General features: G+C 57.6%; 19 protein-coding genes and 1 tRNA gene. 14 read left to right on the forward strand and 6 right to left on the reverse strand.

Annotated elements, in window-relative coordinates:
* Positions 1 to 59: 59 nt before the first annotated feature.
* The 6 genes from BLP93_RS10890 to flgF all read right to left on the reverse strand — a co-directional run bounded on the left by BLP93_RS10890 (position 60) and on the right by flgF (position 5,814).
* A complete protein-coding gene (locus tag BLP93_RS10890; protein ID WP_092121342.1) occupies positions 60 to 1,172 on the reverse strand; it encodes a peptidoglycan DD-metalloendopeptidase family protein in 1,113 nt (370 codons plus the stop codon).
* A complete protein-coding gene (locus BLP93_RS10895) occupies positions 1,172 to 2,296 on the reverse strand; it encodes a flagellar basal body P-ring protein FlgI (RefSeq protein WP_092121345.1) in 1,125 nt (374 codons plus the stop codon). The genes BLP93_RS10890 and BLP93_RS10895 overlap by 1 nt, the downstream gene beginning before the upstream one ends.
* 90 nt (positions 2,297 to 2,386) lie before the next feature.
* Positions 2,387 to 3,127 carry a flagellar basal body L-ring protein FlgH gene (locus BLP93_RS10900; RefSeq protein ID WP_279615059.1) on the reverse strand — a complete coding sequence of 247 codons (741 nt, stop codon included), beginning with the start codon at positions 3,125 to 3,127 and terminating at the stop codon, positions 2,387 to 2,389.
* 58 nt (positions 3,128 to 3,185) lie between these two features.
* Positions 3,186 to 4,193: a flagellar basal body P-ring formation chaperone FlgA gene (gene flgA / locus BLP93_RS10905; RefSeq protein WP_161946294.1), complete on the reverse strand. Its 1,008-nt coding sequence runs from the start codon at positions 4,191 to 4,193 to the stop codon at positions 3,186 to 3,188.
* A gap of 30 nt (positions 4,194 to 4,223) precedes the next feature.
* A complete protein-coding gene (flgG, locus tag BLP93_RS10910; protein WP_092121351.1) occupies positions 4,224 to 5,006 on the reverse strand; it encodes a flagellar basal-body rod protein FlgG in 783 nt (260 codons plus the stop codon).
* A gap of 31 nt (positions 5,007 to 5,037) precedes the next feature.
* The gene (flgF, locus tag BLP93_RS10915; RefSeq protein ID WP_161946295.1) at positions 5,038 to 5,814 is read right to left on the reverse strand and encodes a flagellar basal-body rod protein FlgF; all 777 of its coding nucleotides are present in this window, start codon (positions 5,812 to 5,814) and stop codon (positions 5,038 to 5,040) included.
* A gap of 108 nt (positions 5,815 to 5,922) precedes the next feature.
* Here flgF and BLP93_RS10920 point away from each other — a divergent pair.
* From BLP93_RS10920 to BLP93_RS10985, 14 genes are all read left to right on the forward strand, one after another.
* Positions 5,923 to 5,998 (forward strand) — tRNA-Gly (locus BLP93_RS10920).
* A gap of 100 nt (positions 5,999 to 6,098) precedes the next feature.
* Positions 6,099 to 6,584 carry a ribosome maturation factor RimP gene (locus BLP93_RS10925; protein ID WP_092121357.1) on the forward strand — a complete coding sequence of 162 codons (486 nt, stop codon included), beginning with the start codon at positions 6,099 to 6,101 and terminating at the stop codon, positions 6,582 to 6,584.
* Positions 6,585 to 6,733: 149 nt separating this feature from the next.
* Positions 6,734 to 8,173 (forward strand): transcription termination factor NusA, encoded by a 1,440-nt coding sequence (nusA, locus tag BLP93_RS10930; protein ID WP_092121361.1) that lies wholly within the window; start codon positions 6,734 to 6,736, stop codon positions 8,171 to 8,173.
* 50 nt (positions 8,174 to 8,223) lie between these two features.
* The gene (locus BLP93_RS10935) at positions 8,224 to 8,427 is read left to right on the forward strand and encodes a YlxR family protein (RefSeq protein WP_244148726.1); all 204 of its coding nucleotides are present in this window, start codon (positions 8,224 to 8,226) and stop codon (positions 8,425 to 8,427) included.
* Complete coding sequence (gene infB / locus BLP93_RS10940) at positions 8,417 to 11,308, forward strand: translation initiation factor IF-2 (protein ID WP_092121364.1); 2,892 nt, start codon at positions 8,417 to 8,419, stop codon at positions 11,306 to 11,308. The genes BLP93_RS10935 and infB overlap by 11 nt, the downstream gene beginning before the upstream one ends.
* Before the next feature lie 112 nt (positions 11,309 to 11,420).
* Positions 11,421 to 11,759: a DUF503 domain-containing protein gene (locus tag BLP93_RS10945; protein ID WP_092121365.1), complete on the forward strand. Its 339-nt coding sequence runs from the start codon at positions 11,421 to 11,423 to the stop codon at positions 11,757 to 11,759.
* Positions 11,753 to 12,097, forward strand: coding sequence for a 30S ribosome-binding factor RbfA (rbfA, locus tag BLP93_RS10950; RefSeq protein ID WP_092121366.1), 345 nt, complete (start codon positions 11,753 to 11,755; stop codon positions 12,095 to 12,097). The genes BLP93_RS10945 and rbfA overlap by 7 nt, the downstream gene beginning before the upstream one ends.
* Positions 12,075 to 13,088, forward strand: coding sequence for a DHH family phosphoesterase (locus BLP93_RS10955; protein ID WP_092121369.1), 1,014 nt, complete (start codon positions 12,075 to 12,077; stop codon positions 13,086 to 13,088). Before rbfA ends, BLP93_RS10955 begins: the two co-directional genes overlap by 23 nt.
* A 2-nt stretch (positions 13,089 to 13,090) precedes the next feature.
* Entirely contained in the window at positions 13,091 to 14,014 is a 924-nt protein-coding gene (truB, locus tag BLP93_RS10960; protein WP_092121371.1) for a tRNA pseudouridine(55) synthase TruB, read from the forward strand.
* A 76-nt stretch (positions 14,015 to 14,090) separates the two neighbouring features.
* The gene (rpsO, locus tag BLP93_RS10965; protein WP_425248225.1) at positions 14,091 to 14,354 is read left to right on the forward strand and encodes a 30S ribosomal protein S15; all 264 of its coding nucleotides are present in this window, start codon (positions 14,091 to 14,093) and stop codon (positions 14,352 to 14,354) included.
* Between the two features lie 110 nt (positions 14,355 to 14,464).
* Positions 14,465 to 16,672, forward strand: coding sequence for a polyribonucleotide nucleotidyltransferase (gene pnp / locus BLP93_RS10970; RefSeq protein WP_092121372.1), 2,208 nt, complete (start codon positions 14,465 to 14,467; stop codon positions 16,670 to 16,672).
* Between the two features lie 189 nt (positions 16,673 to 16,861).
* The gene (locus tag BLP93_RS10975; RefSeq protein ID WP_092121374.1) at positions 16,862 to 17,644 is read left to right on the forward strand and encodes an ATP-grasp domain-containing protein; all 783 of its coding nucleotides are present in this window, start codon (positions 16,862 to 16,864) and stop codon (positions 17,642 to 17,644) included.
* Between the two features lie 102 nt (positions 17,645 to 17,746).
* A complete protein-coding gene (locus BLP93_RS10980) occupies positions 17,747 to 19,387 on the forward strand; it encodes a glycosyltransferase family protein (RefSeq protein WP_092121377.1) in 1,641 nt (546 codons plus the stop codon).
* 29 nt (positions 19,388 to 19,416) lie between these two features.
* Positions 19,417 to 21,015, forward strand: a complete 1,599-nt coding sequence (locus BLP93_RS10985; RefSeq protein WP_092121379.1) for a DNA repair protein RecN — start codon at positions 19,417 to 19,419, stop codon at positions 21,013 to 21,015.
* The last annotated feature ends 50 nt before the right edge of the window (positions 21,016 to 21,065 follow it).

Raw genomic sequence — 21,065 nt, forward strand, 5'->3', positions numbered from 1 at the left:
CTTGCGGGGGGCCGGACAATTTTGCCGGGATTTTTATGCTATAACTTTTTATTCAAAAACTAGGCCGAATCGATTTTGCCAATGGATAGACCTGCCAGCAACCTGTCGCGGATCTGTTTGGGATCCCAGGCCATGTTCCCCTGGCGGATCTCGAAGTGCAGATGGGGCCCCGTGGAGCGGCCGCTGGAGCCTACGGTGGCAATGCTTTGCCCGGCCTGGACCATGTCCCCGACCTTAACCCTGTTTCGTTCGTTATGGGCATAGTACGAACGCCACCCACCGGCATGCTCCAGGACCACCATGTTGCCGTAGCCCCCGCGCTGGCCCACGAAGACCACCCGCCCATCCCAGGCTGCATCGATGGGAGAGCCTTTGGGGGCGACCAAGTCGGTTCCGGCATGCCAGGACTGTTCTCCGGTAAAAGGATCATTGCGCCAGCCGAAGCCGGAACTGACGCGGCCCTGGAGAGGCCAGTGCATGGGGGGCAGGGACGTCGTGGCACCGATGTCCTGAATTGGTGCGAGGCCGTGAACAAAACCGGGATGTTCCGGAACCACGCCGCCACGGTCTTCAATGGATTGAGCCAATGAACGGACCCGGCTCATGACATTGCTGTTCGAGGCTATGGGGTGGGAGTTTATCACCCGTGAATCAGGCGGGGCGTAGGGCCCCTGCGCCGTGACGGTGGTTTGAGCGTTTGATTGCAGGGAAACCTTCAGGATTTCATCCTGATCCGTATTCTTTACGGGATCTGGTGGATCGTTCTCCATCGGAGGGAGAATGGTCATGCCCATGGGCTTGCCGACGGGATCGCTGGCGCGAGTGGCCTGGACCTGGCTCTGGCGAAGTTGTTCGAAGATCATGTCTCCCAGGCCGATGCCGCCGCTGCGGGCCATGACCGTGGCCATTTCCATGTCGAAGTGCGACTGCCAGAATTCCTCTCCCTTGCCGTGCAATAACCCTTCCTTGGGCACGGTGGCCCGCATCTGCTTGAGCAGCTGATGCAGGAACAGAGCCTCGAAGTCCTGGCTGGCTTCCCGCAGCTTGCTTTCGCCCTTGGCGTCCGGAGATCCATCCAGACGCTGCTGCAGGCGGATCGCATCCAGACGCTGACGGACATCATCCTGCGCATTGCCGAGAAGCAGGGTTTTGTTATCCGGCAGGGGAAGCATCAGATCACCTCCACATCCGCATGCAGCGCTCCGGCGGCTTTGAGCGTTCGTAAAATGGAAATTATATCGCGCGGGGTGGCGCCGATGGCGTTCAAGCCGTTTACCAGATCCTGCAGGGTCGCGCCTTCCAGCAGGGTCAGGCGCCGGTCCTCTTCACGAATCCCGAGTTCGGTGCGTGGAACAACCGCGGTCTGTCCCATGGAAAAAGGTTGGGGCTGGACCACTTCGGGGCGTTCAGCGACGACAATGTGCAGATTGCCATGGGCCACGGCCACTCTGGACAACCGGACGTTCTGACCGACGACCACGGTGCCGGTTTTCTCATCTACAACGACCCGGGCACGGTTGTCCGGGGTGATGGGCAAGTTTTCCAAAGATGCGATGAAGGGAACCAGGTTCCCTTGATAGATGTCAGGAATGTCCACGACAATGGTGGAAATATCCGAGGCTCGGGCAAGGGCTGAACCGAAATTGGCATTGATCCTGTCCACGACCTGAACCGCCGTGGAAAAATCGCTGGTTTGCAGGTGCAGGGTTACGTTGTCCTGGTGGTTGAACTGGAAGGGGACTGAACGTTCCACTGTGGCCCCGTTGGGAATGATGCCGACCGTGGTGATGTTTTTCTGGGCTTGGGCTGCATCGCCGCCGGCGCTGAAACCGCCCAGCAGCAATGGACCCTGAGCCAGAGCGTATGTCTGTCCGTCCACGCCGCGCAAGGGCGTCATCAGCAGGACGCCGCCCAGGAGACTGGAGGCATCGCCCACGGAGGAGACGGACACGTCCAAGCTTGATCCCGCCCTGGAGGAAACCGGCATCTGGGTCGTCACCATGACGGCCGCCACGTTGCGCACGCGCAGTTTGGACTGATCCACGCGAACGCCCATTCGTTCCATCATGTTGGCCATGGATTGAATGGTGAACTCTGCCCCACGCCGGTCGCCCGTGCCGGAAAGCCCGACCACAAGGCCGTACCCGACCAACTGATTGGATCGTGTTCCGGAGAATGTGGCGATGTCCTTGATCCGCACGCTGGCCTGGGCGGGGTCGACGGCCGACGCGGCCAACACCACGCCCACGACCATGGTCAGAAAAACTGTTTGCGTGAAGGAATGTTTGCTTCGCATGGAGAGACTCCCGATGGGACCGTGAATGGAGATAAAATTAAACAAAAGCGATGTTGAGAATCTGTTCAACTTCCAAAATCTCGAACTATCCTAGAAAGGCCAGACATTGTCCAAGATTCGGGTCAGCCATCCCGGTCTCTGCTTGTCCGCCAGAATGCCCGTGCCATAGAACTCAATGGTGGCATCGGCCATCTGGGTCGAGAGGATGGTGTTGTCCGGATTGATGTCCGTGGAGCGGATCAGGCCATGGACCACGACGATTTGGGTCTCATTGTTCACTCTGGTTTCACGGGCGCCTTCCACCTGCAGCAGGCCGTTGGGCAGGACCTGAACCACCCGGGCGCCAACCGTGGCGCTGATCTTGGACTCGCGCCGGGTTTCTCCGTCGCCCTTGAAGGAGCTGGAAGAATTGGCGCTGATGAGCGGGGTTGCTCCGAACTGGTCGCGGTTGATGCCAAGAATCGGAAGGCCCAGATTGACCAGCCGCTGATCCAGGAGGTGCTCGATGCTCATGCCCGTGCTGGAATCCCGCGACGTATCCGTGGTGGCTCTGTTTTGGGCCTTGGTTTCCTCGACAACCTTGATCTGTACGATATCGCCGACTCTTCGGGCACGATTGTCCGCAAAGAGCAGCTCCGCGCTGGCTGGATTGAAAAGAGAGCCGGGGTTAAGTTCCGCGGGCTGAGGGAGGTCTACGGTCTGCGTCAGTATCGGGGCGGGCATGCTCTGGGTCCTGGCCGGTGCGCAGCCAAAGCTGGCCATGAGCATCGCCGACAGGGCCAGAAGGACAAGGGTTTTGCTCTTGCGTGAAACTTTGTGCATCTTCTTCATTTTACTTGCTCCCTTTTATTGCCGATGGCGGCCTGAATAACCGGCGGCCAGGTCAGATTCATCGCACCACCACGGTTTCAAAATCCCGAATCCGGGCCAGGACTTCATTGTTATTTTGCAAGTTCCGCACCGCGATGGTTTCGCCGATGGCTCCGTCTTGCAGCGCTTGGACCTGGATCTGGAGCCGAACCAGTTCTCCCTCATACAGCAAATTGACATGATCCCCTCGACGAATGGCCGGCAACGGTTCCAAGGCGGAAAGATAGATCACCTGGTCCATGCCCACCGGGGTGCGGATCTGCCAGGGGCCGCCGGTCCCATCCCAAACCTGGTCCCGCAGATACGCCAGGTTCTTGCGATGGAAGGTGATCTCGTCCAGGTCCAGCGGTGTTCCCCTGTTCATGGGACGGGTCGCGCAGGGAACGGTCTGCCAGACGTCCAGAAATACAGTGCCGGTAATTCTTCGGGAAATCCGCCCGTCCACGGAGCGGATCAGAAAGCGAAGGCTGTTCCGGCCAGGACGCAGCTCCGCGGCCGGCTCGATCTCCAGAGCATCCTGGGCGTGGGGCAGAAAGATGTGGCCTGGAAGACGGAAGTCGCGGAAAGATACTTCTTCACCAAGATTACTGGTCTTCGGGGTCAAAAAAGTGACGACGCGGGAGCGAATTTCCTCTTCCAGGAAAACCTGTCCTCCTCCCTGCAAGACGAACTGGGAAGGAAGCCGGGCCGAGGCCGCCGCATGGCCAATATGCTGCCGGAGAAGGCCTGCCAGTCGTTCTTGTGAAAAAGACATGGTTTTGCCGGGTTCAGGGGCCGGCCACATCGGCTGTTCGGAAAGTTTTGCCCACTGGGAGCGTCCATGATCCGTCAAGGGAACGGCAATGTCGCCGAAGCGCACAATGTCGCCCTCCACGGCAGCTACAGGATGCACCAGGTAATGCCAGTAGCCGCGCTGGGCGTCGGCAGGATTCACCGCAAAAAGGAAAAAGAGGATAAGTACAGACCAGGCAACGATAAAATGCAAATTGCAAAAGCAGGATCGCATTAACCGCACCGTCTTGTTCATGGCTGTCTTATCCATCGAAGATTCTGGAGGTTACCGCTTGATCTGGTTTGCCGTCTGCAGCATCTGGTCGGAAGTCATGATGGCCTTGGAGTTGACCTCATAAGCGCGTTGCCCGGTAATCAGCTTGACCATCTCTTCAACCATGTCAACATTTGAACCTTCAAGAAAACCCTGGGCGATGGAGCCCACATTTTCCTCGCCGGGGACGCCTTCCACGGGATCGCCGGAGGCTTCCGTCGGCAGATAGAGGTTCCGGCCGATACTGTTCAGTCCCGGCGAGTTGACGAAGGTGAATAAGGGAATGTCCGCGCCGGCCAACTCATCGCCAAATTTGTCCATGGCCACGATTCTACCGTTTTCCGTGACCACAATGTTTTGCGTTTCAAAAGGTACGTTGAATTCCGGCTGCAGGGGGTAACCATTTGCTGTGACTACTCGCCCATCATTGTCCAGCTTGAAGGCCCCGGCCCGGGTGTAGGCAAAATCCCCATTTGCCTCGACCTGAAAGAAGCCGTCTCCTTCTATGGCCAGATCCAGCGGGTTGCCGGTGTTCTGGAAAGCGCCAACGGAGAATTCCTTGTGCACGGTTACCGGGCGCACGCCCATTCCCACCTGCAGTCCGGTGGGGATTCGGTCGCCGTCGGCTGTTGCGGCGCCGGCGATTTTCAAAGTCTGGTACATCAGGTCCTCGAATTCGGCCCGGCTTTTTTTAAATCCTGTGGTGCTGATGTTGGCCAGGTTGTTGGACGTTACGTCGATATTCATCTGCATGGCCATCATGCCTGAGGCAGCGGTCCATAGTGAGCGCATCATTGGAATGTTCCTCCGTTGTGTTGTTCAGTCGTTACCTGGGACTAGCAACTTCGCGGATCAACTTCTGGTCCGCTTCCTGGGTGGTGTGCATCACTTTCTGATAGGCTTCGAAAGTACGATGGGCGTCGATCATGTTGACCATCTCCTTGACCACCTCGACATTGGCGGATTCCAGATACCCCTGCGCCACCGTCACGTTGCCCGCGGGCATTTCCGCGGCCTGAACTCCCGGCCGAATCCGAAACATGTTCTGCCCCAGTTTCTCCAGGACCTGCAGGTTTTCAAAGGTCACCAGATCCATGTTGCCAATGGGTTCGCCATTGGCCTGAATGTCACCTGCCGGACCGATGACCACGCGGGCGCCGGGCTCAATGTTGACCGGCCCTCCGTTGACAAGAACCGGAAAACCCTGCCCGGTGACCAATTGCCCGTTCGGTGTGAGTCGGAAATTGCCGTTGCGGGTGTAGAAGTCGCCTTCCAGGGGGCGGACCTTGAAAAACCCCTCGCCGCTGAGAGCGACATCCAGAGGATTGCCGGTCTCCCGGATCGTTCCCTGGGAGAAATCAATATGGCTCAGGGAGATGCGCGTCTGGGCCATCTCGTCGGGCACGGGCAGGAGCGACTTTTCATTGATGGCGGAAATCGGATCCAGCATATCGTGTCCCAGACGTGCGAAGACATCCTGGAAGGCCAGCGTTTCCCCTTTATAGCCCGTGGTGTTCACGTTCGCCAAATTATTGGCGGTATTTGCCAAGCGATGTTCTTGCGTCAGTGCGCCGAATAGGGCGTTATACATGCTGGTTTGCATTGCGGTTCCTCCCGAATTCCGGGTAAAGCAAATTCCAAGCCAATTTTTCCAGAAAGCCGGCTTGACAAACCCCCACGCTTTGAGCATACGAAGCGTTGCGAATTGCGGGCGGGTGTAGCTCAGCTGGTAGAGTACAAGCTTCCCAAGCTTGGTGTCGCGGGTTCGACTCCCGTCGCCCGCTCCATTTCTTGCAGCATCCTGATCGGTTGCGGCCCGGCCGCTAAACAATATTGAACGAACGGGGTGGGCCATCGGGTCCACCTTTTTTTTGGGTTTTTGATTACATGCAGATCTCTTCCGATTCCCGGCAACAGCCGAACCAAATCGTAAATCACCTTGAATCCCTGATTTTGCCCGTAGTTCACGGCCTTGGCCTGGAGCTGTGGGGCACTGAGTATCTTGCCTCCGGGCGCAAGGGCCTGATTCGCATCTTCATCGAATGCGAGGGCGGGGTGACCATCGACCAATGCGCCCAGGTCAGTCGGCAACTGGGGCCTGCCCTGGAAATGGACGAGACCCTTCCGGGCACATTCACCCTGGAGGTTTCTTCGCCGGGGCTGGAGCGCAAATTTTTTCAGCCGGACCAGATGAAGGAGTATATTGGGCGTACGGTGCACGCCCTGCTCCACGAGCCCTTGGATGGATGCAAATCTTTTCGCGGGGAGCTCCTCTCGGTGGAAGATGCGGTAATCACGTTGGAGCACAGTGCGGATCGGATTGCATTGGCATGGGATCAAATCAAAAAAATCAACCTGGTTCATATCTTCTAAGCAAAGTCCATCCGTAGCAGATCGTACGCGGGGACCCTGCCCGGAAACGAACCGTCCGGCCTCGTCGACGAAACGACGGCAACGGGTGAGATTCAATCACGGGCTCAGATGATTTTGACCATAAGAGCAAGTATATCCTGGAGGACGACATGAGTGCCGAACTGCGCAAGGCAATCGAGCAGATAAGCAAGGACAGAGGGATCGACAAGGATCTCCTGATAGACACCCTGGAACGTGCCGTGCGCTCCTCCGTGACGAAGAAGCTGGGTGAGGACGTGGACATTGAAGTGACCTTCAATGAGGACAAGGGCGGTTTTGATGTCTATCAGTTCAAGCGGGTGGTTCAGGAAATCAAGGACCCGATCAGCGAAATTCTTCTGGAAGACGCCAAAAATCACGACCCGAACGTCCAGGTCGACGATGAACTCGGATTTGAGCTGAAAGTGGAGGATCTCGGCCGCATTGCCGCTCAATCCGCCAAACAGGTCATCATTCAGCGGATGCGCGAGGCGGAGCAGGAAATCATTTACGAAGAGTACAAGGATCGCAAGCGCGAAATCGTCAGCGGCACCATTCAGCGCCGCGATCGTTCCGGCTGGATCATCAACCTCGGACGTACCGAGGCCTTGCTGCCCAAGGAAGAGCAGATTTCCAAGGAGCGCTTTCGGCGCGGGGATCAGATCCAGGCCCTGCTCTACGATGTCCGCAAGGAAGGACGTGGGCCGCAGATCATTGTCTCCCGTTCCCATCCTGATTATCTGACGGTGCTGTTCAATCGCGAAGTACCGGAAGTCGCGGATGGTTTCGTTCGGATCATGGGCGTGGCCAGGGATCCGGGCAGCCGTGCAAAAGTGGCGGTCATGTCCACGGACCGCGACGTGGATCCCGTTGGCGCCTGTGTCGGCGTTCGCGGTTCACGGATCCAGAATATCGTCCAGGAACTGCGCGGCGAGAGGATCGACATCATCGTCTGGAGTCCTGAAATCACCACCTATGCCGTAAATGCCCTATCGCCGGCCAGAATTTCGCGCATTACGGTGGACGAAGAAGACGGCGTGCTGGAAGTCGTTGTTCCGGATGATCAGCTGACGCTGGCCATCGGACGCAAAGGCCAGAACGTCAAGCTGGCGGCTAAGCTTCTGGGCTGGAAGATCGATATTTTTACCGAAAGCAGATACGGAGCCATGTACAAGGACCGCCAAAGCCTGGAGCAGTTGGCCAACGTGGCGGAAATACCTTTTGAAGCTTTTCTCGCGGCCGGTTTTGACGGCGCCACGGCTGTGGCCGAGGCCGAGGACGAGCAGCTTTTGGCCATCCAGGGACTGGATGCGGAGAAGGTCGCCGACATTCGTTCGGCCATCAACTTCCTTGGGCTGGATGGGCGCATGGAAGAAGGTGACGGCGCAGTGAGCGACGCCGAAGGCGAATCCAATGCGGAGGTCTCGGAGGTTGATGCAGTTCTGGATGAATCGGAGATGGACGAAGAAGGAGATCTTGCCGCACGACAAATGGAGCAACGTGATTCCTCCGAGATCGAAGATGCTGAAGAACCTGTATCGGGTGATCCCGGGTCTGCTCCACTGAAATAATGGGTCGTCAGGATCGCCCGGAGCCAAGCATTGCGCATGTTGCCATACGCATGTGCGTTGTCTGCCGCAACAGGTTTCCAAAGACCGAACTGCTCCGTTTTATTTTCGATTCGGAGCGGGGCCAGGTTGCGGATCCTCGGCAGCGGTTGCCTGGGCGGGGTTGTTACGTATGCAAAACAGAATCATGTTTGGATAAATTGACGTCGACGAGGATACGTCGGAAGCGGTGCAAGGGAGAAATGCATGGCCAATAAGATACGAATTATGGATTTGTCTTCTGAGCTTGGGATCGGCAACAAGGAACTGTTGCAGATCTTACGGGAGCTGGATATTCCGGTAAAAAGCCATGTCAGCAGCATCACCGACGAGGAGGCTGCTCAGGTTCGCGAGAAAATGCAGCGCAAAGACGCCTCCGTCGATGTTCAGCAGCGCGAGATCCAGCCGGGCGTGATCCTGCGCCGGCGCAAGAAGGTCGCGAAAGCGGAGGAAGTCGAACAAAAGGATGTCGTCGTGGATGCTTCTGTTGCCGATCAGCCGGACGAAACCTCTACGCCGCCTGTACAGGAAAAAGCGAAAGCCAAACAAGAACGCAGAGTGACCTCGGCTCGAATCGTCAGCCAGCCGCAATCGGCACCGAAGTCTGCCGCGGGTGGCGAGGATGCTCACGTTGCACCATCTTCCGATGAGCAACCCTTGGGCGCCGCGGCGGAACTGGTCGAAGATCAGCCCGAGGTGCAATTCGAGGATCAGCCTGGGGAACAGCCTAAGAGTGAATCCGGAGAAAGTTCTGAGGATCAGTCCGAGGTTCAACCCGAGGATCAATCCGCGGAGCGCCTCCCGAAGACGACCTCAGCCGATGAACCGGACGCGACTCAGGCCGAGGTCGGCGATTCGACGGGAGCAGAATCGGAGAAGGCTGCTGTTTCCGAGACGGCTCCCGTCACGGAAGAGAAGCCGAAAAAGCGCAAGCCAAAGCGGAAGGAGCCGCTAATGCAAACCGGTCCTCAGGTGCGGATCATCTCCAAGCCCGAAGCCAAGCCGGATTTTTCCTACAAACCAGAAAGCAAGCCGTATACTCCCACTCCGGTGCAGACCCCCGGGAGCGAAACCCCGGCCAGGGCCGCCGTGCCCAAGGCCGCGCCATCCACCGAAAGCACGCAGGAGCGGAAAAAGAAGAAAAAGGGTAAGCGGACTGTTGAAATCGTCCAGACTTCGCCCTTTGCGGAACAGGATCGATCCGATCCCAACTGGAAAAAGAAAAAAACATCCCCGGTCCAGGATCGTACCGGCGGCAAGTTCCGAACCAAGCGGTCCCGATCAAAGTCCAGGGACGCCCATGACGACCAAATGCTTCAGACGGGTACCCAGCCGATTAAGGCAGCCAAGCGCAAGATCCGCATGGAAGAGGCGATCCGGGTTTCTGATATGGCCAAACAGATGGGCCTCAAAGCGCAGGAAATCATTAAGATCCTTTTCAGCATGGGCATGATGACCACCATCAACCAATCCATTGATCAGGACACGGCCACGCTGGTTGCCACGGAATTCGGGTATGAGGTGGAACAGGTCGGTTTTCTGGAAGAAGGCTTCACCCAGACGCTGGAAGAAGACAAGCTCGAAGATCTTGCTCCCCGTCCTCCCGTCGTTACCATCATGGGTCACGTGGATCATGGAAAGACCTCGCTGCTGGACGCCATTCGAGAGACCAACGTTACCAAAGGCGAAGCCGGCGGCATCACCCAGCACATCGGCGCGTACCATGTGGAAACCAGTCGCGGGATCATCACCTTCCTGGATACGCCCGGCCATGAAGCGTTCACGGCGATGCGCGCCCGCGGCGCCCAGGTCACGGACCTGGTTATTCTGGTGGTCGCCGCTGACGACGGAGTCATGGAACAGACCAAGGAAGCCGTGAACCATGCCAAAGCGGCGAACGTGCCCATTGTCGTGGCCGTCAACAAGATCGATAAAGAGGACGCCAATCCTGATCGTGTTATTCGAGAGTTGAGCGAGATGGGACTACTGGCCGAAGCCTGGGGCGGCGACACCATTTTTGCCAACGTCTCCGCCAAGCAGCGCATCGGGCTGGACGAGCTTCTGGAAATGGTCCTGTTGCAGGCCGAGGTGCTGGACCTCAAGGCCAATCCGGGAAAACGCGCCCGCGGCCACATTGTCGAGGCCAGACTGGACAAGGGACGTGGTCCGGTGGCCACGGTGCTGATCCAGGAAGGCTCGCTGCATGAAGGCGACGTCTTTGTCTGCGGGTTGTACCAAGGGAAGGTTCGGGCCATGCTGGACGACAAGGGCCAGAAGATCAAGGAAGCCGGTCCCTCCTACCCTGTGGAAGTGCAAGGTTTTGACGGTCTGGCCGAGTCCGGCGACGAGTTCGTGGTCGTGGCTGATGAAAAGATCGCCCGCCGCATAGCTTCCGCCAGGCAGACAAAAGAACGGGAAAAGACCCTGGCCAAGGCGAGCAAGGTCACCCTGGACAGCTTCCTGGCATCCAAGGCTGCCGGCGAAACCAAGGTGCTCAACCTGGTCATCAAGACTGATGTGCAAGGATCAGCGGAAGCGGTTTCGGAATCCCTGTTGAAGCTGTCCACGGATGAAGTCCGGGTGCAGATCGTCCATTCCGGAGCCGGCGCCATCACCGAATCCGACGTCATGCTGGCCGCGGCATCTTCGGCCATCGTCATTGGATTCAACGTCCGGCCCATGGCCAAGGTGAAGGAAATTGCAGAATCCGAAAGTGTTGAAATCCGTTTCTACGACATTATCTACAATCTGGTGAACGACATACGCGATGCCATGACCGGAATGCTTTCGCCCATCATCCGCGAGTCTTACCTGGGTCAGGCCGAAGTTCGCCAGACCTTCAGCGTGCCCAAGATCGGCATGGTGGCCGGTTGCGCGGTCATGGACGGCAAGCTGCTGCGAAATGCCAAGATCCGCCTGCTGCGTGAAGGCGTCGTCATCTACACCGGAAAGCTCAGCTCCCTGAGACGCTTCAAGGAAGACGTCAAGGAAGTGTCGAAGGGCTTCGAGTGCGGGGTTGGTCTTGCCAATTTCAACGACATCAAGGTCGGCGACGTAATTGAAGCCTTCGAGGAAGTATCCGAAAAGGCAACATTGTAATTCAAAGGCTTCACGGTTCAGCGTTGTGCTGAACCGTGAACCTCCTGCAAACGAAATCGTTCCTCTGGAATATCCGCCCGCTGTATCCTCAACCAAAGAATAGTGTCGCTTCATGATCATCGGCCTGCTCCAACTGGAATTTCGCCTGCACGGGAACGACTCTCTCAAGGGCAAGCGCAAGGTGGCGCAAAGCTTGAAGCAGAAACTGCGCAACAAGTTCAATGTCGCCGTGTCCGAAGTGGAGGCGCTGGACGAGCATGAACGCCTGGTGTTGGCCGTGGTTGCGGTTGCCAATGAGGCAGGGCGCGTTGAAAGCCGCTTGCACAAGGCCATGTCGCTGGCTGAGGCTGCCGCGCCGGCGGAATTCGTTCGTGGAAATACGGAAATTTTTCGATCATCGCAGGATCCCATGGAAACCCGTGCGGACCTGCTGGAGGGCGGCTCATGGTAAAGCGCGGAACTCCGTCCCGGCGATCCATTCGGCTCGCGGACATGATCCAGCGGGAACTGGCCCAGATGCTTCAGGAAGAAGTTCAGGACCCCCGTCTGGAGTTGGTCACGATCAGCGGAGTGAAGCTCAATTCCGATCTGACGGTGGCCAAGGTTTTGTATACCTGTACGGACGATCCGGTCCGGCTGGAAGAAATCGCCGATGCCCTGGCCAGAGCCAAGGGATATATGCGGGCCCTCCTGGTCAAGCGACTGGACCTGCGCACCACTCCGGAATTGCGATTCGAACGGGACACCTTTCTCGAGGACATGGTTTATGACGGTCACCACGAAAGCTAGATCTGAAGAAAACTGGGCAAGTGTTCTGAAGCTCTTCCGGGAGCAGGATCATTTCCTGGTTGCGGCGCACAACAACCCGGACGGCGATGCGCTGGGATCCACGGTGGCTCTGGGATGGATACTGGAGAAACTGGGCAAGACCTATGCCCTGTACAATGAATCCGCCGTGCCCGAGCGTTTTTCGTGGCTGCGTTTCCCCAGTCCTTTGCGAAATGCGCTGCCCGCATGGGATCCGAAATGGTATATCCTGTTGGACTGCGGCGATGTCCGGCGGGTTGGGTCGGAACTGGCCGGACGCCTGCCCATGGACAGGACCGTCAACATTGACCACCATATCAGCAACGGCGGCTTCGGGAGCATCAACCTGGTGGAGGCGGACCGTTCTTCCGTGGGCGAAATGATCGGCTATCTCGGGCTGGATCTGGATATTCCTCTCAGCGGACCGCTTGGCGAGGCGATCTACCTGGCCTTGGTCACCGATACCGGCTCCTTCAGTTTTGAAAATACCGGCCCTCGGGTGCTTGAATTGGCCGCGAGAATAATTCGTCACGGCTTGAACCCCGGGACTTTCAACGCCCGGTTGCAGAATCAATGGCGGATGAACAGATTGAAATTGATGGGCGACGTGCTGCGCAGGGCCAAAGTGTACAATGACGGCCGCATCGGCATGATCTCCATTTCCGAGGCACTGCGCCGGGAACACCAAGCTACCATCGAGGACTGTGACGACTTTGTGGACTACATCCGCCGCGTCAAAGGAGTACGCATCGCCGCCAGCCTGCGGGAGGACGAACCTCGCAAGGTCAAGTTCAGCCTGCGTTCTTCCGGTGATGTCGACGTGGAGGAAATTGCCTCGTCGGTGGGAGGCGGGGGCCACAAGAACGCATCCGGAGGCGAGTTGCGCAACACGCTGGAGGAAGCCGAAGCCATCTTGGTTCGGCTGATCGACCGGTATCTGGCTCTCGAGGACAAGAACCCCTCTTCGGTCTGACCATGACTGCTGCCCGGCGACCAGCCCAAGCCCATGGCGTCCTTGTCCTGAACAAGCCCACCGGGCCGACTTCCACGTACTGCCTGGAACAGATCAAACGCACCCTGGGGCAGAAGAAGATCGGCCACGCCGGGACGCTCGATCCCCTGGCCCAGGGCGTCCTGCTGGTTCTGTTGGGACAGGGCACCAAGATCGCCGCCTATCTTACGGAGGGGCGAAAGCAGTATCAGGGCGTGTTGCGCTTGGGTGTGGAAACAGATACTTATGATGTTCTGGGAAAGACGTTGCGGACTGCCGACTGCGGCGGGCTGACCTCCGCGCAAGTCCAGGCGGTCGTGCATGAGTGGTTGGAGCACGTCGAGCAGGAGGTGCCGCCGTATTCCGCGGCCAAGCACCAGGGGCGGCCCCTGTATGCCTTGAGTCGGGCCGGGCTGGATGTCCCGGTGAAACGAAAATCAATTCAAATTTTCCAGGTGGAGGTCATGGATGTCGACCTTCCTCTGGTGCGCTTCCGGGTGGAGTGTTCCGCCGGCACCTATATACGTTCCCTGGTCCACAGCCTGGGGATACGCCTGCAGTGCGGGGCCGTGCTGGAAGAATTGATCCGGGAGCGCAGCCATCCCTTCGGCCTTGAGCAGGCCCACGGCTTGCAAACCGTGCTGGAAACGCCGGAGGCATTCGAGCAGAACGTGATCGCGGTGCAGGATGCGCTGCCGCATTTTGCCAGGCATGTTCTCACTGCCGACCTAGCACGGAAGGTTCGCCACGGCGCCAAGGTGCCGTGGAATCTGCCGGGGCAGTCGGTCGCTCCGGAACCGGGTGCACGCGCCCTGTTCCTGGATGACCAGGAACTCCCTCTGGCTTTGGTCGAGCTCAAAGAAGTGGATGGTCAACGACAATGGACAGTGCTTCGCGGTCTTTTTTAATCCGCCGAGCCCGGATCAAACCGGATCCCATTCATTTCCCGAAGTGGAGCAACCCAAGGAGGAGAGCGCTGTGGTCATGAGTTTAGAAGACAAGACCCGAGTTATCGAGGAATACCGGCTGAAGGACGGTGATACGGGTTCGCCCGAAGTGCAGGTGGCCTTGCTTACCTACCGTATCAACGATCTGACCGGACATTTCAAGACTCACAAGAAAGACTTCCACTCCCGTACCGGCTTGCTGAAGCTGGTCGGAAAACGCAGAGGCTTGCTGAACTACCTGAAGAACAAAGATGTTCAGCGGTACCGCAGCCTTATCGAGCGACTTAATCTGCGCAAGTAGTCACCGCGCGCCGAACAGGGGGGCCGATCGTATCCGACTTTGGTTGCACGCCTCAGTCTATCGCTCGGGCCCCCTCCACTCATTATACCGCAAGGATGCGACGATATATCATGAATGACTTCAAGAACTGCACACGCCTGACGACAAATCTGGACGGCAAGGAATTTATATTAGAAACCGGCAGGATGGCCAATCAAGCTGACGGAGCCGTTTGGGTTCAATGCGGCGATACCGTGGTTCTGGTCACGGCCGTGGCCCAGGCGCTGGACAGGGAGGTTTCCTTTCTGCCCCTGACGGTGAATTATCAGGAAATGTCCTATGCCGCGGGGCAGATCCCCGGGAACTACTTCCGCCGGGAAATCGGCCGTCCCAGCGACAGGGAAACTCTGGTCTCCCGTGTTATCGATCGGCCCATCCGGCCCATGTTCCCCAAGAAATTTCCCATGGAAATCCAGGTCATCGCAACGGTCCTTTCCTCGGATCCGGACAACGATCCGGATGTCCTGGCGCTCACCGGCGCCTCGGCCGCCCTGCATGTCTCCAGGATTCCCTTCGCAGGTCCCATTGCCGGAATCAGAGTCGGCTGCATCAATGGGGAGTTCGTGCTCAATCCCAGCTACAAGGATCTTGCCGAAAGCACTTTGAATTTGGTCATGGCCGCATCACGCGATGCCGTGGTCATGGTGGAGGCCGGGGCGACCTTTGTTCCGGAATCCCTGATTGCCAAAGCTCTGGAATGGGGCCAGCAGCAGATCATTCCACTGCTGGATCTCCAGGATCAGCTGCGGGAGAGCGTCGGCAAGCCCAAGCTTGTTCCCAAACAGAACGTCATTGATCCGGAATTGTCTTCGCTGGTTCGCGGTCTGGCTTTGGATAAACTGGAAGCTGCCCTGCGGATTCCGGAGAAGGCCGCGCGCAAAGAAGCCCAAAAGGGCGTTCACCAGGAAGTTCTGCAAGGTCTGGTGGAGCGGTGCGTGGACATCCAGCTGATGGGCTCCCAGATCAACGAGATCCTGGAGGCCCTCGAAAAAGAGGTGATGCGGGCACGCATTCATCGCGAAAACGTTCGCCTGGACGGCCGGAACCTGACCACGGTGCGGCCCATTGACATTCAGGTCGGCCTGCTGCCCCGAACTCATGGCTCGGCCCTGTTCACACGCGGAGAAACAAAGGCCTTGGCCGTGGCCACCATGGGCAGCATTCGCGACGAGCAGCGGTTGGATACTTTGGGCGGTGAAAGCACCAAGCGCTTTATGCTGCATTACAACTTTCCCCCCTACTGCGTGGGCGAAGCCCGGATGCTGCGCGGGCCGAGTCGCCGGGAAATCGGCCACGGTCAATTGGCGGAACGTGCATTGACGCCAGTCCTGCCCCAGCCCGAGGACTATCCCTTCACTCTGCGCATTGTTTCCGAGGTCATGGAAAGCAACGGCTCTTCTTCCATGGCCACGGTCTGCGGCGCCTCCCTTGCCCTGATGGATGCCGGCGTGCCCATCACGGAAGCCGTGGCCGGCATTGCCATGGGGTTGATCAAGGAAGGCGACGATTATCTTGTCCTGACGGACATTCTCGGGGCCGAAGACCATCTGGGCGACATGGATTTCAAGGTCGCCGGTACCGTTGCAGGCATAACCGCCATCCAGATGGACATCAAAATCGGCGGCATTCCCACGAATGTGCTCAGCAGGGCCCTGGATCAGGCCAGGGACGCTCGGCTGCATATTCTGGAGCAAATGAACGCCGTCATGGACAAGCCGCGTGAAGAGCTGTCCCCGTATGCGCCGCAGCTCAGCGTCGTGCATATCAATCCGGAAAAAATCCGTGAAGTGATCGGGCCCGGCGGCAAGACCGTGAAAGCTATTACCGCGGCCACAGGCGCTTCCGTGGACATCGACGATTCCGGCAAGATCTCCATCTTTGCTCCCACCAAGGAAGCATTGAACATGGCCGTGGATATGGTCACCTTTTACAATCAGGTCCCGGAAATCGGCAAAGATTATACCGGTCGGGTCAAGAAGATCATCGAATTCGGCGCTGTGGTGGAAATACTGCCCGGCGTGGAAGGACTGGTGCATGTCTCGCAGTTGGACACCGCCCGGGTGGAGCAGGTCGCCGACGTGGTCCAGCTCGGCCAGGAACTGAAGGTCAAGGTGATCGAGGTCGAACCCTCGGGCCGGGTGCGTTTGTCACGCAAGGCCGTGATCATGGAAGAGCGTGGCGAGGAATTTGATATGGCGTCCGCGGTCAGACCTTCTGGTCCTCGCAGGGATAGCGGCAGGGACCGCGATCGCGGTCGCAATGACCGACAACGGCGATAAGAGTTTGCAATCCGTGATTTCTGCCCATCCTGAAACAGGCATGGAAACGATACACAACAATACAGGCGCTTCGGCGCCTTTTTTTTTTCCGGACAACTGTTCAGAAAATTCTGATCGAAAGACAGGTACTGAGCCGGTTTGCCTTGATTTTTAATTGCCCGGAGGCAGCAACGCCATTACGGATATTCTATGAGTCTTTCTCCCAAAATAGCCATCGGTCGTCAACTCAGGCATTGTCCGTCCGTCCATTGCCTGAGAACACACGGCAATCTCTCCGACTATACGGAACAAGAATTAGAACTGATCCGGCAGGCGCCAAAGATTTATTTCCCGACCATTTTGATGGCAGAAGCCTTGAGCGCCATTGGCAAGCCCATTTTTCCCAGCATTCAGACAATCCGCTATGCCGGAGACAAGATCCGACAGACCCAGCTTTTCCAACTGCTCGGCCTGCCTATGCCGCGGACACGCATCTATTACGGCCCGCGACAAAAAAATAGCATTTTGGATGATTTTTCCTTCCCCTTGGTGGCCAAGGTGCCGCGCAACTCATCCAAGGGCCGGGGGGTCAGCCTGATCCGAAATCAGGACGAGCTTGACCGGTATACGTGCTTGCCCCATCCCGCCTACATCCAGGAATATCTGCCCATCCGGCGGGACATCCGCATTGTTATACTCGGCGGCAAGCCCGTGCATGCCTATTGGCGAGAGTCGTGCGAAGGAGAGTTCCGGACCAATATTTCTCAGGGTGGCAAGGTTGTTCTGGAGCCCGTGCCGGATAAGGCGCTGGAGCTGGCCGTTCAAACTGCCGTGAAATGCCGATTCGACCTGGTGGCGCTCGATATCTGTGTATATTCCGATCAAGTTTATCTGCTGGAGGCGAACATGACTTTTGGCATGGACGGCTTCAAGGCGGCGGGGTTGGATTTTCGCGCGATGCTTCGGGATATGGTGGAAAACGGCGATCTTTGATCAATACGCGGAAAGGATGCTTGGTAAGAATTCATTACAGAATCTACCAGAATGAGAAGAACCGGCCGAAGGCTGATGCAACGTGATACTTGAGGATGCGGCATGCGGATTTGCATGATCAACTGCGCTCTCCAGGACGAATTTTCGCGTCTTGGGCATGAAATTCTGGCCCTGCATCCTGAGCCGGGTTTATACGATTTTCCGTCCTTGCTGGAAAAACACGCCTTTGAGCCGGATGTCGTAGTTCAGCAGGAGACGCTGGGGCCGCGCGTTCTTCTGCAAGGCTTGGGAAAGCTCTCGTGCCTGAAGATCTACTGGTCCATTGACACGCACTTGAATTCCTTTTGGCAGGAAGAATACTCCCGGCTGTTTGACCTCACCTGTTCCACACAGAAACAATGGGCCAGGTATTTACAGGATCAGGGAGCTTGCCGCACGGCATGGCTGCCCTGGTTTGGTCGGCGTCTGCCTTGGTACCCCTGGAGCAGCAGGAAGCATAATGTCGGTTTCGTGGGTCGGGTCACCAGGCATCGGCCCTCCCGGGAGCGTTTCGTTGCTTTTCTCGGGCAGTGTTACAATTTGCGCTTGACGCAAGATGTCTCCTTTCAGCAGATGCTGGAAATCTATCAGGAGACAAGACTGGCGCCCAACGAGTCCATTTTCGGGGAAATCAATTTTCGGCTTTTCGAGGCGGCGTCCTGTGGCTGTCTGGTGTTGAATCCAGCACCCATTCCCGGCTTGGAGGAACTTTTCACTCCGGAACGTGAAATCGGCGTCTTCAGGCATGCCCTGGAACTCGGGAGCATGATCAGTAGTTCTCTAAACAACTTGCCTGCGGCCGAAAAAATGGCCAAGGCGGCCTGGGTCAGGGTGCAGGAGGAGCATCTTCCGGCGCACCGCGCGAAATCCCTACTGGCCTTGATTGAGGAGAACCTTTCGCAGTTTTCGAAAAAAAGCTGCGATTCAAGTGATCTGGACTGGGCGATGACCCTGTATCGGCTCTGGCAGGCACGTCGAGCTCCGGTTTCCGGCCAGACGCTGCTGCATCTGCTTCTGGCCCTGCCCGAATCGCCTCGCAAGCGCTGCGCCCTCCTGGGGTTCTGGATGGGAATGGACAGGCGGGACATGGTGGCCCATGACTTGGCGGCGATTTTCCAGGCCAATCTGCATGCCGAAGATCATAATGTAAATCGCACCGCCTCACTGGCCGCGCTGCATCTGGAGGATCTGCCCATGGCAAAGGCGTTCTGGTTGCGGCTCCGGGCTCGGTCCCCGCGCTTGCCCAGGCCGCCAGGCACGCAGCGTGAACTGTATCTGGCATGGGCCAGAGATCTGCAACGCCAGGGACGCCTGGCCCGTCCGGGCCTGTCCTACGATCACCAGCGGCACGTGCCGGAGTCAGCACTGGAGTGTTTGATTCTCGCCCATCTTTTAGATTCCCGAGACATGGACATTTGTCGTGCCATGGATGCATTGCTGGACAAACAGCCCGGTTTCGAGCCGCTTCGCCTTTCACTACTTTCCCACATTACGCTCCATCGACCTCAGGACTGGCTTGCCGGATTGAAACTGGGACTGGTCAACCTCCAGGGGTTCAGGCTAGAGGAAGGGTTAGAGGAGTTGTTTCTGGCAGGATCACGGGCGGCGCAGCAGAACCAGGATCGTAAATTTTTCAATGCGCTCTCCGCGGCTGATCCGGACCGGTCCATCAGGACCACCTTGCATCCGCGTCCCGATTTTTGACGCGTGAAGTTTCAACCCCAGACATAACCATGCTTGAACTTCTACGAATCCGTAAACTTGCCCTAATTGACGACCTGGAACTGGAATTTGGATCCGGTCTGAATGTGATCACCGGTGAAACCGGGGCCGGAAAATCATTCATTCTCCGGGCTCTGGACTTTCTTCTGGGTGAGAAACTGGCCGTGAACCTGGTGCGCCCCGGCCACGACAAGGCCCAGGTAGAGGCCATCTTTGTCCTCAACGAGAACGGGTCCCCGGCAGAGACGCTCATCCGGCGCGAACTTTCCGCGGATACCGGTCGTTCCCGAGTCTGGGTCAACGACGACCTGGCATCCCAGGAAAGCCTGAAGCGCCTGCGCGCCAAGCTGGTTCTGCATGCCAGCCAGCATTCCCAGCAGCAGTTGCGATTGCCCTCATTTCATGCCCGACTGTTGGACCGGTTTCTCAGCCAACCGGATCTGGTGCGTGAAAAAGAGCGCCGACTTGCGGCCCTCAACGCCTTGGTTGAGCAAAAAAAACAGCTGGAAGACCGGCTGCGGGGACTGCGGGAACGGCGGGACCTGCTGGAGTTTCAACGCGCGGAAATAGCCAAGGTCCAACCGGTCCAAGGCGAAGAAGAGGAGCTGGAAAACCGCAAGCAGACACTGCGCGACCAGGCGCTCGCCCAAAAAGACGCGGCTTTGGCTATTGAACTGCTTTGCGCCTCGGATGTCGGCCTTCATGAAACGTTGGGCAAATTGCACAAGGCGGTTCTTTCACTGACCGGACCGCATCCGGAGTTGGCGGGAGATACCGCTGTGCTGTTAAATTTTTCAGAGCAGGCTCATGATCTCGAAAGAAGGCTGCGTGGCCTGTCCCGAATCCAGAGCGCACAGGGTGAATTGGAATCCATCGAGGCCAGGCTTTGGGAACTTTCTCAGCTCAAACGCAAGCTTAAAAGGCCTTTGGTTGAAATTATCCAGCTCAAGGATGAAGTCGAGGCCAACCTTTCATTTCTGGATTCCTCCGGCCTGGATCTGAAGCAGTTGGAGCGCCGGTACGAGGCAGCCAAGTCCGAATTGACGGAAACCCTGAATGCGCTGGACACGGATCGCCGGCAGGCCGCACTGGAACTGGGCGCCAAATTGTCCCGGGAACTGCGTGAACTGGGCTTTTCGGAGCACTTGAAAATCGAATTCACATTCCATCCCCAGGATATCGCCCACGGGTTGACTGAAAACCGGCCGCGTCTGCTCTGGGCCCCGAATCCGGGCCAGCCCTTTCAGCCTCTGGAAGACATTGCCTCCGGCGGCGAGTTGTCCCGAGTGCTCCTGGCCATTACGGGATTGATCGCCGATGCGGCCAATCCCACGTTGATATTCGACGAAGTGGATGCCGGGATAGGGGGCATGACCCTGAACAAAGTCGGAGAACGCCTGCGGAACCTGTCCGTCCTGCAACAGGTTGTGGTGATTACCCATTGGCCTCAACTCGCAGCCCAGGCCGACAGACATTTTCAGGTCCACAAGGAGGTTGTTGACGGCGAAACGTATACCCGGTGCACCCCTTTGGACGGCGCGGCGCGGGATGACGAGCTGAAGCGGATGACTGGCGGCGGGTGGAGTGTTGAGGAAGACATTGGCAAATGACGTCATGTTCTTATCTTATTCGTAAATATTCGACGGAGGACCGGCGTGCC

Origin of the sequence: Desulfonatronum thiosulfatophilum, from assembly GCF_900104215.1 — a bacterium.
GTDB lineage: Bacteria > Desulfobacterota > Desulfovibrionia > Desulfovibrionales > Desulfonatronaceae > Desulfonatronum > Desulfonatronum thiosulfatophilum.

Excerpts from the sequence above, each read along its gene's own strand:
- BLP93_RS10890 (WP_092121342.1), bottom strand. The coding sequence starts at position 1,172 with ATGCTTCCCCTGCCGGATAACAAAACCCTGCTTCTCGGCAATGCGCAG.
- BLP93_RS10895 (WP_092121345.1), bottom strand. The coding sequence starts at position 2,296 with ATGCGAAGCAAACATTCCTTCACGCAAACAGTTTTTCTGACCATGGTC.
- BLP93_RS10900 (WP_279615059.1), bottom strand. The coding sequence starts at position 3,127 with ATGAAGAAGATGCACAAAGTTTCACGCAAGAGCAAAACCCTTGTCCTT.
- flgA (WP_161946294.1), bottom strand. The coding sequence starts at position 4,193 with ATGAACAAGACGGTGCGGTTAATGCGATCCTGCTTTTGCAATTTGCAT.
- flgG (WP_092121351.1), bottom strand. The coding sequence starts at position 5,006 with ATGATGCGCTCACTATGGACCGCTGCCTCAGGCATGATGGCCATGCAG.
- flgF (WP_161946295.1), bottom strand. The coding sequence starts at position 5,814 with ATGCAAACCAGCATGTATAACGCCCTATTCGGCGCACTGACGCAAGAA.
- BLP93_RS10925 (WP_092121357.1), top strand. The coding sequence starts at position 6,099 with ATGCAGATCTCTTCCGATTCCCGGCAACAGCCGAACCAAATCGTAAAT.
- nusA (WP_092121361.1), top strand. The coding sequence starts at position 6,734 with ATGAGTGCCGAACTGCGCAAGGCAATCGAGCAGATAAGCAAGGACAGA.
- BLP93_RS10935 (WP_244148726.1), top strand. The coding sequence starts at position 8,224 with ATGTGCGTTGTCTGCCGCAACAGGTTTCCAAAGACCGAACTGCTCCGT.
- infB (WP_092121364.1), top strand. The coding sequence starts at position 8,417 with ATGGCCAATAAGATACGAATTATGGATTTGTCTTCTGAGCTTGGGATC.
- BLP93_RS10945 (WP_092121365.1), top strand. The coding sequence starts at position 11,421 with ATGATCATCGGCCTGCTCCAACTGGAATTTCGCCTGCACGGGAACGAC.
- rbfA (WP_092121366.1), top strand. The coding sequence starts at position 11,753 with ATGGTAAAGCGCGGAACTCCGTCCCGGCGATCCATTCGGCTCGCGGAC.
- BLP93_RS10955 (WP_092121369.1), top strand. The coding sequence starts at position 12,075 with ATGACGGTCACCACGAAAGCTAGATCTGAAGAAAACTGGGCAAGTGTT.
- truB (WP_092121371.1), top strand. The coding sequence starts at position 13,091 with ATGACTGCTGCCCGGCGACCAGCCCAAGCCCATGGCGTCCTTGTCCTG.
- rpsO (WP_425248225.1), top strand. The coding sequence starts at position 14,091 with ATGAGTTTAGAAGACAAGACCCGAGTTATCGAGGAATACCGGCTGAAG.
- pnp (WP_092121372.1), top strand. The coding sequence starts at position 14,465 with ATGAATGACTTCAAGAACTGCACACGCCTGACGACAAATCTGGACGGC.
- BLP93_RS10975 (WP_092121374.1), top strand. The coding sequence starts at position 16,862 with ATGAGTCTTTCTCCCAAAATAGCCATCGGTCGTCAACTCAGGCATTGT.
- BLP93_RS10980 (WP_092121377.1), top strand. The coding sequence starts at position 17,747 with ATGCGGATTTGCATGATCAACTGCGCTCTCCAGGACGAATTTTCGCGT.
- BLP93_RS10985 (WP_092121379.1), top strand. The coding sequence starts at position 19,417 with ATGCTTGAACTTCTACGAATCCGTAAACTTGCCCTAATTGACGACCTG.